Origin of the sequence: Adlercreutzia muris, assembly GCF_041223505.1 — a bacterium.
Classification (GTDB): Bacteria; Actinomycetota; Coriobacteriia; order Coriobacteriales; family Eggerthellaceae; genus Adlercreutzia; species Adlercreutzia muris.
Window position 1 is genome coordinate 210,118 of record NZ_JBCLQK010000006.1, and the last position, 15,107, is coordinate 225,224.

Here is a 15,107-nt window from a genome sequence, read left to right on the forward strand (position 1 = left end):
CCTGTGCGACAGCGGGAAGCCCGAACGGGCTTCCCGCTGTTTCTTTATTTCCCGTTTTTGTGCAGCAAACTCCGCGAAGCAGATGCGAGGGGGACTGGTGGGCCGATCCGACCGATCTCTTCCCGTGAAAACCGCGGAATTTTGCAGTCTGTGGGCTCTGGGGCATCTACTTCGCGGAGCTTGCTGCACAAATTCTCGTCTTTGGGAAACGAAAACGCGGGACCGGCCTTGCCGATGGGGGCTCTTCTGCGTGAGGGGCGCGGATGGCCTGTCTTCCCATCCTGGGCGCGGTAGGTTTCATCTGGTTTTTCGGCCGCCAGGCGACCTGTCGGCGCACAAGCGCTCCCGAGCGGTTACCATAGGGCCAAGGAGAAGACCCAGGGAACCGAAGGAATTCGATCGCCTATGCTGTACCGTGTCATCGATCGCGCGGACGTGCCCTCGCTCGTGGCGGCCTTCATGGAGCGCTATGAAGTGGTGGCACCGGTCAGGCGCGGCGAGAAATACGTGTTCGCCGCCGTTTCCGACTTCGACGAGATCGCACTGGACTACCCCACCACCATCGCCTCGCCCAAGAAGTACTTCCTGCCGGCGACCGAGACCCTCTTCGAGTTCGACGCGCGGGAGAACGCCGTCACCGATTACGTGGACGAGGTGCGCCCGCGGGTGCTGTTCGGGGTGCACGCCTGCGACATCAACGGCATCATGAACCTGAACAGCGTGTTCAACGACCCGCGCTATCCCGATCCCTACTACCGGGCCCACCAGGACGCCACCCTCATCGTGGGGGTCAGCTGCACGCCGGGCGACACCTGCTTCTGCCATCTCATGGATTCCGAAGAGGCCCGGCCCGGCTACGATTTGTTCCTGAACGCCATCGGCGAGAGGTTCCTCGTGTCCATCGGGTCGGTCACGGCGGCGAACATCCTGGAGGGGGCCTGCGACGTGCGCGAGGCCACCGATGCCGACCGCGCCGCCTTCCGCGCCGCCACCCGCGCCCGCCAGGGGGCCTTCAACGGGGCCATCCCCGACGTGCAGGAGATCCCCATGCTCATGGACGCCTTCCACGAGGACGGTTTCTGGGACGAGTTGGGCGGCCGCTGCCTGTCCTGCAACGCCTGCGCGAGCGTGTGCCCCACCTGCTACTGCTTCGATATCCGCGACACGCTTGATCCCGGCGCGGAGACCGGCCGGCGCGAGCGGGTGTGGGACGGGTGCACCTCGCCCCAGTTCGCCATGGTGGCCGGCGGCCACAACTTCCGCCCCACAGCCGCCGAGCGGGTGCGCCATCGCATGTACCACAAGCTCAACGGCTTTCTGGCCACCCACGACCGCAGCCTGTGCGTGGGCTGCGGGCGGTGCGCCGCCGCCTGCAAGGTGGGCATCAGCCCCATCGAGGTGCTGAAGTTCTTTGAGAGAAAGGGGGCCGACGATGGCGAGTAGCGCCTCTCGCGCCACCGTGGCCGTCCATCCCTACCGCGACGAGGGCCCCGAGATGACCGGCGCCGAGCTCATGGCCGCCAACCCCTACCGGCCCTGGCCGGCCCGCATCACCTCCATCACCGAGCTCACGGCCACCGAGAAGCTCTTCGAGTTCCGGCTCGTGGACGAGAAGATCCGCGAGGCGTTCTGCCATGCCCCGGGCCAGTTCGTGGAGCTGTCTCTGTTCGGGGTGGGGGAGGCGCCCATCTCCATCTCCTCGTCGCCCACTAAGCGCGGCTTCATCGAGCTTACCGTGCGTCGCGCCGGCCGCTTCACCGAGCGGCTCCACCGGATGCAGTGCGGCGAGATCGTGGGCATCCGCGGCCCCTTCGGCCGCGGCTTTCCCATCGAGGCCATGCGCGGCCACGACGTGCTGCTGGTGGCCGGGGGCCTCGGCATCGCGCCTCTGCGCTCGCTCATCAACAACATCCACGATGAACGCAGCGAGTTCGGGAAGGTCACCATCATCTACGGCTCGCGCAACCCGCAAGAAGTCATGTTCCGCCACCAGTTCGAGATGTGGCGCCACCGCAAGGACTTCGATCTGTACCTCACCGTCGACCACGCTGATGAGACCTGGGACGGGGAAGAGGGGCTCGTCACCAAGCCCTTCGAGCACCTCCAGATCGACGCGGCCAACACTTTCGGGGCCCTGTGCGGCCCGCCGGTGATGTACCGCTTCGTCGTGGCCGAGATGCGGAAGAAGAACATTCCCTACGACCGCATCTACATGAGCTTCGAGCGCCACATGAAGTGCGGCGTGGGGAAGTGCGGCCACTGCCAGGTGGGGCATCAGTACTGCTGTATCGACGGGCCGGTCTTCAACTATTGGGAAGCCAAGAACATCCAGGGGTCGATGTAAATGAGCGAGAACACCGCCACCGCCGGCGAGGCCCGCGCCCCGCGCGTCGTGCTCGTAGGCCTGGCCAGCTGCTTCGGCTGCCAGATCAACATCACCAACATCGAGCGCCACCTTCTGGCGGTGCTCGGCCAGATCGAGCTGGGCTACTGGCAGCTCACCACGTCGGAGCCCATGCCCGAGACCTTCGACGTGGCCGTCATCGAGGGCGCCGTCACCACCGAGGAGGCGGCCGAGACCGTGCGCGCCCTGCGGCAGCGCGCGGCCTGCGTCATCGCCATCGGGTCCTGCGCGGCCACCGGCGGCATTCCCGGCATGGCCGCCGGCGCGCTCGCGTCCCATGCGGAAGCGGTCTACGGGGAGGGGCTTCCCGCGGCCTGCGGCGTTCTGCGGGCCCCGGCGCCCGTGTCGTCCGTTATCGATGTGGACTTCACGGTGAACTGCTGCCCTGTCGACCCCTTCGAGTTCGTGCGGGTACTGGACGCAGCCCTCTACGGCAGCAACCGGCTGGATGCTACCGCCACCCTCTGCGGCCAGTGCGCCCAGGGCGAGGGCGGCTGCCTCTATAAGCGCGGCCAGATGTGCCTGGGGCTCGTGACCCGCGCCGGCTGCGGGGCGAAGTGCCCCGGTCTCGGCCGGGCCTGCAACGGCTGCGCCGGCCTCTCGCCCGACGCCAACGTGGACGCGGGCCGCGCCTTCGCGGCTAGCCGCGGCTTCGCGCCCGAGCGCTTCGACGAGGCCCTGGAGATGTTCAACGCCGTGGCCCTGGCCCCGGCAGGGGAGGAGTAAGCCATGACCGCCACCTGCATCAGCGTCGATCACGTGGCCCGCGTGGAGGGCCACGGCGACATCCGCGTTGTCATCGAGAACGGGGAGGTGACCACTTGCGAGATGGCCGTGGTGGAGCCGGCCCGGCTCTTCGAGTCCATGGTGGTGGGCCGTTCCTTCGAAGAGGTGCCCTACATCGCCTCCCGGGTCTGCGGCATCTGCTCGGCGAGCCACGTGGTCACCGATATCCGTGCCATCGAGGCCGTCTTCGGCGTGGCGGTGACCGACCGCACCGAGGCCTTGCGGGAGCTGTTGGTCTACGGCTCCTATCTTCAGAACCACGCCACGCACCTGTTCGTGTTCGCCGCCCCAGACTTTTTGGGCCACAAGTCGGTGTTTCCCCTGGCCGACACGAACCCGGATCTTCTGGAGCGAGCCCTGGGGCTGAAGGCCCTGGGCAACGAGCTCTGCACGCTGGTGGGCGGGCGGTCCATCCATCCCATCACGGCGGTGGTGGGCGGCTTCACCCACGAGATCGAGGCGGCCGAGTACCGCCGCCTGGCCGAGGCCATGGACTCCTCCCGCGCCTTCGCCCTGGCCAGCGTCGATCTGTTCCGCGACTTCGATACCATCGCCCTTGAGACCGCCGGCGACATGCTCGCCATGATGGCCCCGGGCGCCTACCCGGTGTGCACCTCCGATACGGCCCGCTTCGTGAGGGCCGGCTATGAGTTTGCGGCCGCTGCGGTGGAAGAGGAGATCGAGGAATACCCCCAGGGCTCCTCGGCCGCCTTCCTCGCCCGGGCCCGGCGCACGGGCGCGCCCTATATGACCGCGGCGCTGGCCCGGGTGAACGCCAGCTGGGACGCTCTCTGCAAGGACGCTCGCTACGTCGCGGCCAAGGCGGGGCTGAGGCCGCCGGAGTACAACCCCTTCGCCAACAACATCGCCCAGGCCGTGGAGCTGGTGGACGTGCTCGACCGCTGCGCCGCCCTCTGCCGGCGCCTGGCTGACGACGAGTTTTCGGGCACAAGCGCGCCGGTGCCCTTCGCGGCGCGGGCCGGCGTGGGCACCGGCTTCACCGAGGCCCCGCGCGGGGCCCTCTTCCACCGGCTGGAGCTCGACGGGGACGGCCGGGTGCGCCGCGCCTCCATCCTCACCCCCACGGCCCAGAACATCGCGAATCTGGAAGCCGACATGCGCCAGCTGGCCGAGAAGATGGTGGGGGAGGGCTACGACGGCGCCCTCATTCGCCTGGAGATCGAGAAGCTCGTTCGCGCCTACGACCCCTGCCTGTCCTGCAGCGTGCACTAAGGGGCGCGGAAATTGCCCTCTACCTGTGGAGTTTCCGCGCCTCTGGGGGGCCTGTGCTAAAATCTGAGGCTGACTGTAACCTATACGTTTTCCGAAGGGTTTGCCTGTATGTCATTCCTTGATATGTTCTCCAGCCTGACCGGCCAGATGTCTGCGGACATGGCCATCGACCTGGGGACTGCCAATACCCTCGTTGCCATTACCGGGGAGGGCATCGTCATCAACGAGCCCTCCGTCGTCGCCATAGAGAAGTCCACCCACCGCGTGCTCGCCGTCGGTCATGAGGCCAAGAACATGATCAACCACACGCCGGACGCCTTCTCGGCGGAGCACCCCCTGAAGGACGGCGTCATCGCCGACTACGACGTGACCGAGGCCATGCTGTCGGCCTTCATCAACAAGGCCTCTGAGCGGAAGTACCCCTGGCAGCCCAAGCCCCGCATCGTCATCTGCATTCCCTGCGGCGCCACCTCCGTGGAGAAGCGCGCCGTGTTCGAGGCCGCCATCCAGGCCGGGGCGCGCCAGGCCTACCTCATCGAGGAGCCCATGGCCGCTGCAATGGGCGCCGATCTGCCTGTGACCGAGCCCACCGGTTCCATGGTGGTGGACATCGGCGGCGGCACCACCGAGGTGGCTGTTATCTCGCTGGGCGGCATCGTGACCTCCTCCAGCCTGCGTCTGGCCGGCAATCGCCTCGACGAGGCCATCGCCATGCACCTGCGCGACCTTCTGGGTATCAAGATCGGCGAGCGCACGGCCGAGGTCATCAAGATCAAGATCGGCTCCATCCTGCCCTTCGAGGACGGTCGCGAGCGCGATATGATCATCTCCGGCCAGGACGTCTACACCGAGCAGCCCAAGGAAGTGACCATTCAGTCCGAGGACGTGCGCGCGGCCCTGCAGGCCCCCATCGAGGAGATGGTGCTGCACATCAAGGATACCTTCAAGAAGACCAACCCCGACCTGGCCAGCGATATCATCCAGAACGGTATCCTGCTCACGGGCGGCGGCGGCCTTCTGTCGGGTTTGGACCGCTACCTCACCGACAAGCTGGAGATTCCCGTGTGGGTGTCCGAGACGGCGCTCACCAATGTGGTGTCCGGCTGCCTGAAGGTGCTCGAGACGCCGACGGCCCTCAAGCAGACGCTTATGCGCTCCAAGTAAGGGCGACGCGCACCGCTCATGGCTCTCAATTTCCAGAATAACAGTCCCGCGCCCGTCGGACGGGTGCCGCTCATTCTCACCCTCGTGCTGGCCTTGGGGCTCGTGGGCATCTACAGCGCCGAGGGCCCGGACGGCCCGATCCACCGGGTGCAGGCCCTCGTGGAGGGGGCCGTGGCCCCGCTCCAGATGGCCGGCGTGCCCCTGGGCGAGGCGGTGGAGGCGGCCGAGGATTCCGGCAGCGACAACGCCGCCTCCGAGGCTACCCTGACGGCCCTGCGGGAGCAGAACGAGCAGCTGGTGGCCCAGCTGACCTCCTCCGAGGAGATCCGCCTGGAGAACGAGCGCTTGCGCGGTCTGCTGAACCTCCGCGACGTCTACGACATCCGAGGTGTGGCCGGGCGCGTCATCGGCCGTTCCACCGATGCCTGGAACCAGGACATCACCCTGGACGTGGGCTCCTCCTCGGGCGTGGAGACGGGGCTGACCGTCATGGGGCCGACCGGCGTGGTCGGCCAGGTCATCTCCGTGTCGGCGGGCTCCTGCCGCGTGCGCCTGCTCACCGACCCCCAGTCGGGGGCCGCGGCCATGATCCAGTCGAGCCGTGCCGAGGGCATCGTGCGCGGGTCTTTGGACGGCCTGCTGTACCTGGAGAACATCGGTGCCGATGTGAACATCCAGGTGGGCGACGTGGTGCTGACGAGCGGTTTGGGGGGCAGTTACACCCGCGGCCTGGTCATCGGCACCGTGGCCCGCGTGGAGGGCAGCGCCGGCAAGGATACTCGCAAGATCGTCGTGGCCCCCAACGGCTCAGTCTCCCTCATGGAGGAGGCCATCGTGGTGTTCAGCGCCGCCGAGGACGCCTCCGACCGCTCTATTCCCGCCCCGAGCGACCAAGCCCCGGCCTCCGGTGCCGACAACACGGGCGAGGGCGGCCAGAGCGACGGCGACGGCAACGACGACGGCGCCGAGGGCGGCTCCGGCGACGGCGGCCCCGATGACGCCGCGGGCGGGGAGGGGGATGCCTGATGGAGCTGACCCGCGAGACGGTGACGGCCCTCATCGGCGCCGTCCTGGCCGTGCTGCTGCAGATCATCGTGGCCCCGGCCATCGCCCTGTTCGCCGCCGTGCCCAACTTCATCGTGGCCTTCTGCCTCGTGCGCTCCGTGGCCACTCCCGGCCACGGGGGCCCCGTCATCCCCTTCGTCTGCGGCCTCATCTTCGATCTGGTGGGCGGCGGCCCGGTGGGGGCCATGGCCTTCGTGCTCGTGCTGGTAACATTTCTCGCTTCCCGGCTCTATCTCGCCCTGGACAACGATACCCTGTTCATGCCGGTGGCAATTCTTCTGGCCTCCACGGTTCTCGCGGAGGTGCTCTACGGCATCGCCGTCGTGGCGAGCGGCGGGGGCGTCTCCCTCGGCGAGGCCTTCCTGTACCGCACGCTGCCCTGCATGCTCTACGATTGCGTCATCGGCCTCCTGCTGTACCCGATCGCCATCCGCGTGATGGTCGGCAAGCCCTTGGGTCAACCGGGGACGCCGGTTCTGCGCTAGAAAGGGGGCGTCCGTGCTCCTTGCCATTATCGTGGCCGTGCTCGCGGCCGTTATCGCCATTGTGGTCATCGCCGCCGCCCTCGCCGTGAGGGCGAACCGCTCCACTCCCTCCGTGGGAGCCACCAAGGGGGTCAGCCAGCTGGACACCGTCGGCGTGGGCACCTCGCCCTTCGAGCGGCGCACCTCGGCCCGAGCCGCCCGGGACGGGGAGGTGACCGTGGGCTCCTCGGAGGACCCCACGGCTGCCAAGAAGCCTTCCGACGGCCTCGGAACCCGGTTCGCGGCCGTAGGGGCCCTGGCGGCGGGCATCTTCGCCGTGCTGGCCTCGAAGCTGTGGACCATGCAGATCCTCGGCAACTCCGAGTACGCCAACGCCGCCGAGCAGAACCTCTATACCACGGTGAAGACCCCGGCGCCCCGCGGGTGCATCTACGATGCCAACGGGGTGCCCCTGGCCGTGAACCGCCCCGCTCAGGCCGTGCTGGCCGATCCGGAGGTGGCGGACAACCGCGATGTGGTGCGCCGCCTGTCCACGGTGCTCGGGGTGCCGGTGAACGTGCTGTTCCAGCGCATCAAGGACGCGAGCGGGGGAGCCCAGAGCCTGCGCGTGCTCGGTCAGGACGTGCGCCTGCGCGACGTGGCCTTCATAGCCGAGCATGCCGACGCCTTCCCCGGCGTCACCGTGGAGGAGCGCTCCCTGCGCGAGTACCCCTACGGGGCCCTGGCGGCCCACGTGCTCGGCTACACGAGCAACGTGACCCCCGAGATCATGGAGAACAAGACCGAGGGCCGCGAGATCCTCTCCATCGACACCGTGGGCACGGCCGGCGTGGAGGCCACCTACGATTCCTATCTGGCCGGAGAGCACGGCGAGAGCAAGGTGATGGTGGACGCCAACGGCCGGCGCATCTCGGTCATGAGCAACATCGACGACTCCAAGGGCAGCGACGTGTACCTCACCATCGATGCCCGGGCCCAGTACGTGGCCGATCGGGCCCTCGCCGACCTCATCGCCCCGCGCGAGGGCATCATCGGCACCGGCAAGGGCTGCAAGGGGGCCGTGGTGGCCCTTGATGTGACCGACGGCTCGGTAGTGGTGATGTCGAGCTTCCCCACCTTCGATCCCACGAACTTCACCGGGGCCTTCTCCCAGGACCTCATGGACAAGTACAACAGCGAAGAGGCCTACGCGCCGCTCAACAACAACGTGGTGTCGGGCCAGTTCATGGCCGCCTCTACCTTCAAGGCCTTCACGTCCTTGGCGGGCCTGGAGTACGGGTTCGCCTCGGAGAGCAGCTCCTGGAACTGCACCGGCGAGTGGGACGGCTTCGACACCGGCGTGGTGCAGAAGTGCTGGAACCACGCCGGCCACGGCACCCTGGACCTCTACGGCGGCATTGTGAACTCCTGCGACACCGTCTTCTATGAGATCGGCAAGGCCTTCTACGACCACGGGCCCGAGGGGTCCGGCGACCTGCCCGACACGGCGCTCCAGGAGTACATCGAGCAGTTCGGCTTCGGCGAGCGCACGGGGGTCGATCTGGGGGGCGAGGCCGTGGGCCTCATCCCGACGCCGGCCTGGAAGGCCGAGCACTGGCGCAACGTGCCCTCCGAGGCCGTCTGGCGCGGCGGCGACTACACCAACATGATCATCGGCCAGGGCGACGTGCTCGTCACGCCGCTGCAGATCGCCTGCGCCTACGCCGGTGTGGCCACGGGCACCATCATGCGCCCGCACCTGCTGAAGGAGGTGCGCAACAGCGCCGGGGAGACCGTCGTCACCTTCGAGCCGGAAGTGAGCCGCACGCCCGAGGTGACCGAGGCGCACCTCACCTACGTGCGCAACGCCCTCCACGACATGGTGCGCGAGTCCCATTCCGTGGCCCCCCTGTTCGAGGAGGCGGGCATCGACGCGGCGGGCAAGTCGGGCACCGGCGAGAAACAAGACCAGAACGACACGGCCTGGTTCGTGGCCTACGCCCCCTTCGACGACCCCAAATACGTGGTGGCCTGCGTCGTGGAGCAGGGCGGCGGCGGCTCGGACACGGCCGCCCCGGTGGTGGCCGAGGTCATGGCCGAGCTCATGGCCGACGCCGCCGGCACCTCCACGGTGACCATCGAGCGCGTGGCCGGCTCGCCGGGCGAGTCCGTGGAGATCGCCGTGGACTCCGGCGGCCGCGAGGACTAGGAGGGTTCGTGGCAGAGCTTCCCCAGATACATTCCGTGCACAAGAGCCAGCGGGCCTTGGGCTCCCGCGGCTCCCACCGTTCCCCGGGCCGTCCCGAGCGGCCGCCGCTGATCGCGCTCGTGAACTGGCCCTTCCTGCTGGTCATCGCCCTTGTGGTCAGCTACGGCCTTCTGGTGTGCTGGTCGGCGGTGCAGGGCGATGCCGACTACAGCTTCAACCGGCAGCTGGCCGGCGTGGGGGCCGGCCTCGTCGTCATGACCGTGCTGTGGCGCTTCGACTACCGCCGCCTGGCCAACATGACCACGGCCCTGCTCGTCATCAACATCGTGCTCATCCTGCTGCCCCATGTGCCGGGCCTCGGCACCACGGCCGGCATGGGCGCCCGCTCCTGGATCAAGATCGGCATGCAGGTACAGCCCGGCGAGTTCGCCAAGGTGACGGTGGTGCTGTTCGCCGCGAGCCTGCTGGCCCGCTACCAGGGCACCCTGGATGATTGGCGCGAGTACTGCAAGGTCTTGGGCCTGCTGCTCGTGCCCTTCGCCTGCATCATGACCCAGCCCGACTTGGGCACGGGCCTGGTGTATATGGCCATCTCGGCGGTGGTACTCGTCATGGGCGGCGCCAAGGCCCGCTATCTGCTCCTCACCGTGGCGGCCGGCGTGGCGGCCATCGCGGCTGTGTTCGCCGTGGACGAGCTTTTGAAGTATCAGCTGCCCGACGGCACCTGGGAGTACCGCCTGCTGAAGAACTACCAGCGCAGGCGCCTGCTCGTGTTCCTGAACCCCGAGGCCGACCTGTCCGGAGACGGCTACAACCTGGCCCAGGCCAAGATCGCCATCGGATCCGGGGGGCTGTTCGGCAAGGGGCTCTTGAACGCCACCCAGTCGACCCACGGCTTTTTGCCCGAGGCCCCTACGGACTTCATCTTCTGCGTGCTGGCCGAGGAGCTCGGCTTTGTGGGCGTGGTGGCCCTCATCGCCCTGTACGCCGCCCTCATCGCCATCTGCCTGTCCATCGCCCGGGCCGCCGACGACCTCTTCGGCATGCTCATCGTCATGGGCGTGGTCGGCATGTGGCTGTTCCAGATTCTCGAGAACATCGGCATGGACGTGGGGCTCATGCCCATCACGGGCATCCCGCTGCCGTTCGTAAGCTACGGCTCGTCGTTCATGGTCGTCAATTTCGCGCTCATCGGGCTCATCGGCTCGGTGTGGTCCCATCGCTCGATTCAAGGAAGGAAGGCCGCGTAAATGAACCTGCCCCTCGACATTCCCGCGCTCATCAGCGCCGCCACCGACATCGATGCCGCCCGCAACACGCCCCTGGCCGTGTCCGTCTTTCTGGACGAGACGGCCCCTGGAGATGTGGTGGGCCACGTGCGCAGCGCCTTCGCGAGCGCCGGCGCCCGCACCCGGGTCACCCTGGGCTATTTGGAGGAGGGCGTCGCCCCCGAGCCCTACGGAGCCGACGACATGGCCGTGATCGTGGCGGGGGCGAGCCCCTCCATCGGCGCGGCCGCCGCCCATATCCGCTCCGCGGGCATTCCGGTCATGGTGGTGGCCACGGCCCCGGCCGCGGTGTCCCGCGCCGCCGAGGCGGCCGGGTTCCCCATTCCCGAAGGGGACCTGGTGGCCCCCCATATGACCGACCCCACCCCCTTGGGGGACGCCGCCGCCACCCTGTCGCGGCGCCTGACCGCCGGGAGCACCGAGAGCCGCCCTGCCGAGGCGCCGGCCGCCCTCGAGGCCCTCGAGCACGCGGTGCCCGCGGAGGAAGCCCCGGCGGGCGCGGAGCCCATCGCCCTGGACGAGGAGGCCGCCGCGACGTTGGACCGTCGCATGGGGGAGTGGATCATCGCGGCCTGCCGTGACAAGAAGCTCGCCTTCGCCCTGGCCTTCCCCTTCGTGCGCCGGCCGTTGTCTCTGGATGCGGTGCGGGCCACGGCCATCCAGAACGCCGGTGTGGGCGTGGTGGTGTTCATCCCCGGGGCCGACATGCCCATCATGACCCTGAATCAGGCGAAGATGCTGCTGCAGATCGCCGCGGCCTACGGCCAGCCCCTGTCGGCCGAGCGCATCAAGGAGCTGGCCGCCGTGGTGGGCGGCGCCTTCCTGTTCCGCAACATCGCGCGTACCGCCGTGGGCGTGGTGCCGGTGCTCGGCTGGGCCATCAAGGGGGCCGTGGGATTTGCCGGCACCGAGGCCATGGGCCGGGCCGCCATCGAGTACTTCGAGGCCGGCGGCGACATCGTGGGCGTGGCCAACGTAGTGCAGAAGGCCCGCGACGAGGCCGTGGAGGCGGCAGGGAAGGCTGCCTCCACGCCAGCGGGTCGCAAGGTGGTCGATACCGCCAAAGAGGCGGGGCGCGCTACGTGGCGCGGCCTGCGCGGGAAGAACGGAAAGGGAGTCCATGCCAAGCACTAACCTCTGGCCCCGGGTGGAGCCGCTGCTCGCTCGCGTCGAGCGGCCGGCCCGCTATCTGAACCACGAGTGGGGCTGCGTCGTGAAGGGCGACGCCCCCTTCCAATTCTGCATGATCTATCCGGACACCTACGAGCTGGGCCAGGCGAACCAGGCCGTGCGCATTTTGGTGAACGCGGTGAACGCCACCGAGGGCATGGGGGCTGAGCGGGCCTTCCTGCCGGCCGTGGACATGGCCGACCTCATGCGCGATGCGGGCGTGCCGCTGTTCTCCCTGGAGAGCTGCGCCCCGGTGGCCGAGTTCGATGCGGTGGGCATCACGCTGCCCCACGAGCTGGCCGCCACCAACATCCTGGAGACACTGGATCTGGCTGGCATCCCGCTGCACAGCGACGAGCGGGCCGAGGGCGATCCCATCGTGCTGGCCGGCGGTCCGTGCGCCTACAACCCCGAGCCCTATGCCCCCTTCTTCGACGTGATTCTGGTGGGCGAGGGGGAGGAACAGTTGCCCGAGGCGCTGTCCCTCATCCGGCGTCTGCGGGGCGAGGGCGTCCCGCGGGCTGACATCTTGCGGGCCCTGGCCCGGGAGGTGGGCGGCGCCTACGTACCGAGCCTGTATCGCTGGCGCGGCGAGGCCGAGGCCCAGGCGGCCGGCAGCTGGGTGGAGCCCCTGTTCGACGACGTGCCACCGGTGGTGGACAAGCGGGTGTTTACGGGCTTCGCCGCCTCTGACGCCTACGAGCCCATGGTGGTGCCCTACACCGAGGTGGTGCACGACCGCCTGAACGTGGAGGTGCTGCGCGGGTGCGCCCGCGGCTGCCGCTTCTGCCAGGCCGGCATGATGTACCGCCCCGTGCGCGAGCGGTCGGCCGACAACATCGTGAGCGCCGTGGTGCGCGGGCTGGCCGACACCGGCTACGACGAGGTGAGCCTCACCTCGCTGTCCTCCACGGACCACTCCCAGATCGCCGAGATCCTCACCCGGGTGAACGGGGCCTGCGCCGGCACCGGCGTGCGCGTGAGCGTGCCCTCCCAGCGCCTCGACGCCTTCGGGGTGGAGATGGCCGAGCTGGTGGCGGGCCAGAAGAAGGGCGGCCTCACCTTCGCGCCCGAGGCCGGTACCCAGCGGCTGCGCGACGTCATCAACAAGAACGTGACTGAGGACGACCTGTTCAGCGCCATCGACGCGGCCTTTGCCGCCGGTTGGCGCCGCTGCAAGCTGTACTTCATGGTGGGCCTGCCCACCGAGACCGACGAAGACATCAAGGGCATCGCGAGTTTGGCCCAGCGGGCCTACGACCGCGCCAAGGCCGCCGTGCCCCCCGAGCAGCGGGGCAGCGTGCGCATGAGCGTGTCGTGCGCCGTGTTCGTGCCCAAGGCCCAGACCCCCTTTCAGTGGGACGGGCAGATCTCTCCCGAGGAGACGCTGCGCCGCGTGGGGCTCTTGAAGCGCTCGGTGAAGTACAAGGCGGTGGACGTGCACTACCACGATCCCGCGACTTCGTTCGTGGAGGCGGTCATGAGCCGCGGGGGCCGCGAGGCGGCGGCCTGGGTAGAGGAGGCGTGGCGCCGCGGCGCTCGCTTCGACGCCTGGACCGAGCATTTCGACGAGGAGGCCTGGACCGGTGCTGCTGAGGCGCTGGGAATCGACCCGGCCCGCATCGCCCAGGCCGATTTCCGCACCGACTATGTGCTGCCCTGGGCGCATATCACCGCTGCGGTGAGCCCGAAGTTCCTTGCTCGCGAGCGGGCGCGGGCCCAGGAGGGCGTCACCACGCCGGACTGCACCTTCGAGAACTGCTCCGCCTGCGGCGCCTGTCCCACGCTCGGCGCCGATATCGAGCTGATGGAAGAGCGCGTGGGAAAGACGGGCGCGGGGGCCGTGGAGCCGGCCGGGGCGAATCCGTACCGAACCGTGAGGGCCGCGGGCTCGGTGACGACAGAGGTGCGTTCCGCCTCGGAAGCGGCGGCCGAGGGCGTCGGGGCCCCGCGCGACTCCGAGCGCGGCCCGCGGGGCGAAGGCGAAGGATCTTCTGAAGAGGAGGCGATGGCGTAATGGCTGATCCCCGTTTGTTCCGCCTGCGCGTGACCTTCCGCGAGACGGGCCGTCTCGCCCTGCTGTCCCATCTGGAAGTGGCCCGGGCCCTGGAGCGGTCCGTGCGTCGCGCGGGGCTGCCCTACGCCGTGAGCCAGGGCTTCTCCCCCCACATGCGCATCGCCTTCGGCGCGGCGCTGCCCGTGGGAGTGGGGGGCACATCCGAGTTCTTCGACCTGTTTCTGACCGACTACGTGGCCCCCGACAAGGCCCTGGCGGCCCTTCAGAAAGCGAGCCCCGCCGATCTGTACCCCACGGCGGCCCGCTATATCGAACCCAGGGATCCGGCGGCCTCCGTAGCCTGCCCCGTGAGCACCTACGAAGTGGAGCTCTCCGAGGCACCGCGGGCGCTGGTGGTGCCCGAGACGGTGACCGTGGTGCGCAAGAAGAAGGAGAAGACCCTCATGGTGGCCGATTACCTGGCCGGTTCGGTGACTCAGGAGGGCGCCCGCGTGACCTTCACCCTGGTGTCGAAGCCCACGGGCAGCCTGCGGGCCGACGCCTTCGTCCGCGAACTTGTGGCCGCCACCGTGGCCGTGGGTCACGGGGCCGAGGGTCTGCGCCCGACGAGCTTCCTGCGCGTGGAGCAGCGGGCCGAATAGGGGTATCATAGGCCCGTCAGAGAGAAAGGAACTCCCATGGACGATTGCCTGTTCTGCAAGATCGTGGCCGGCGACATCCCGTCGGCCAAGGTGTACGAGGACGATATCTGCTACGCATTCGACGACATCGAGCCCGAGGCGCCGGTGCACACTCTCATCGTGCCGAAGGCGCACTACGACAACTTGGCCGACAGGGTGCCGGCCGAGGTCATCGGCCACATGATGAGCGTCGTGCCCGAGGTGGCGCGCTTGAAGGGCGTCGGCGAGAGCGGCTACCGCACCGTGGTGAACACCGGCCCCGATTCCGCCGCCACGGTGGGGCACCTGCACATCCACGTGCTCGGCGGCACCAAGATGGGCCGTTTCACCTTCGAGGGCAGCCTGCGCGAGGCCTAAGGAGCGGCCCTTCTGCCATTTGCCCAAAGTTTTTCGGAAATGGGGCTTGCGCGTCCGTGGCGTTGTGCGTATACTATACGGGCTGCTTGAGACGGGGTGTTAGCTCAGTTGGTTAGAGCGCCGGCCTGTCACGTCGGAGGTCGCGAGTTCGAGTCTCGTACATCCCGCCATTTTTCTCAAGGGCACACCATTCGGGGTGTTAGCTCAGTTGGTTAGAGCGCCGGCCTGTCACGTCGGAGGTCGCGAGTTCGAGTCTCGTACATCCCGCC

At 68.4% G+C, this 15,107-nt stretch carries 13 protein-coding genes and 2 tRNA genes; all 15 read left to right on the plus strand.

Annotated features, from left to right (window positions below; translation table 11 throughout):
- Positions 1 to 405: 405 nt before the first annotated feature.
- Positions 406 to 1,443: a 4Fe-4S dicluster domain-containing protein gene (locus AAK988_RS07530; protein ID WP_135970831.1), complete on the plus strand. Its 1,038-nt coding sequence runs from the start codon at positions 406 to 408 to the stop codon at positions 1,441 to 1,443.
- Positions 1,433 to 2,344: an FAD/NAD(P)-binding protein gene (locus tag AAK988_RS07535; protein ID WP_242370320.1), complete on the plus strand. Its 912-nt coding sequence runs from the start codon at positions 1,433 to 1,435 to the stop codon at positions 2,342 to 2,344. Before AAK988_RS07530 ends, AAK988_RS07535 begins: the two co-directional genes overlap by 11 nt.
- Positions 2,345 to 3,130 (plus strand): NADH-quinone oxidoreductase subunit B family protein, encoded by a 786-nt coding sequence (locus tag AAK988_RS07540; RefSeq protein ID WP_369872506.1) that lies wholly within the window; start codon positions 2,345 to 2,347, stop codon positions 3,128 to 3,130.
- Between the two features lie 3 nt (positions 3,131 to 3,133).
- Positions 3,134 to 4,423 carry a Ni/Fe hydrogenase subunit alpha gene (locus AAK988_RS07545; RefSeq protein ID WP_369872505.1) on the plus strand — a complete coding sequence of 430 codons (1,290 nt, stop codon included), beginning with the start codon at positions 3,134 to 3,136 and terminating at the stop codon, positions 4,421 to 4,423.
- Between the two features lie 108 nt (positions 4,424 to 4,531).
- The gene (locus AAK988_RS07550) at positions 4,532 to 5,587 is read left to right on the plus strand and encodes a rod shape-determining protein (protein ID WP_016308611.1); all 1,056 of its coding nucleotides are present in this window, start codon (positions 4,532 to 4,534) and stop codon (positions 5,585 to 5,587) included.
- Between the two features lie 18 nt (positions 5,588 to 5,605).
- Complete coding sequence (mreC, locus tag AAK988_RS07555; RefSeq protein ID WP_201757680.1) at positions 5,606 to 6,613, plus strand: rod shape-determining protein MreC; 1,008 nt, start codon at positions 5,606 to 5,608, stop codon at positions 6,611 to 6,613.
- Positions 6,613 to 7,137 carry a rod shape-determining protein MreD gene (gene mreD, locus AAK988_RS07560; RefSeq protein WP_160324390.1) on the plus strand — a complete coding sequence of 175 codons (525 nt, stop codon included), beginning with the start codon at positions 6,613 to 6,615 and terminating at the stop codon, positions 7,135 to 7,137. Before mreC ends, mreD begins: the two co-directional genes overlap by 1 nt.
- Positions 7,138 to 7,150: 13 nt before the next feature.
- The gene (mrdA, locus tag AAK988_RS07565) at positions 7,151 to 9,325 is read left to right on the plus strand and encodes a penicillin-binding protein 2 (RefSeq protein ID WP_369872504.1); all 2,175 of its coding nucleotides are present in this window, start codon (positions 7,151 to 7,153) and stop codon (positions 9,323 to 9,325) included.
- A gap of 8 nt (positions 9,326 to 9,333) precedes the next feature.
- Positions 9,334 to 10,575, plus strand: coding sequence for a rod shape-determining protein RodA (gene rodA / locus AAK988_RS07570; RefSeq protein ID WP_369872503.1), 1,242 nt, complete (start codon positions 9,334 to 9,336; stop codon positions 10,573 to 10,575).
- Complete coding sequence (locus tag AAK988_RS07575) at positions 10,576 to 11,748, plus strand: YcjF family protein (protein ID WP_151431391.1); 1,173 nt, start codon at positions 10,576 to 10,578, stop codon at positions 11,746 to 11,748.
- Positions 11,735 to 13,801 (plus strand): TIGR03960 family B12-binding radical SAM protein, encoded by a 2,067-nt coding sequence (locus tag AAK988_RS07580; RefSeq protein ID WP_369872502.1) that lies wholly within the window; start codon positions 11,735 to 11,737, stop codon positions 13,799 to 13,801. The genes AAK988_RS07575 and AAK988_RS07580 overlap by 14 nt, the downstream gene beginning before the upstream one ends.
- Positions 13,801 to 14,442, plus strand: coding sequence for a TIGR03936 family radical SAM-associated protein (locus AAK988_RS07585; protein WP_151431387.1), 642 nt, complete (start codon positions 13,801 to 13,803; stop codon positions 14,440 to 14,442). Before AAK988_RS07580 ends, AAK988_RS07585 begins: the two co-directional genes overlap by 1 nt.
- Before the next feature lie 36 nt (positions 14,443 to 14,478).
- Positions 14,479 to 14,838, plus strand: coding sequence for a histidine triad nucleotide-binding protein (locus AAK988_RS07590; RefSeq protein ID WP_369872501.1), 360 nt, complete (start codon positions 14,479 to 14,481; stop codon positions 14,836 to 14,838).
- 93 nt (positions 14,839 to 14,931) lie between these two features.
- Positions 14,932 to 15,008, plus strand: a tRNA-Asp gene (locus AAK988_RS07595).
- 23 nt (positions 15,009 to 15,031) lie between these two features.
- Positions 15,032 to 15,105, plus strand: a tRNA-Asp gene (locus AAK988_RS07600).
- Positions 15,106 to 15,107: the final 2 nt, after the last annotated feature.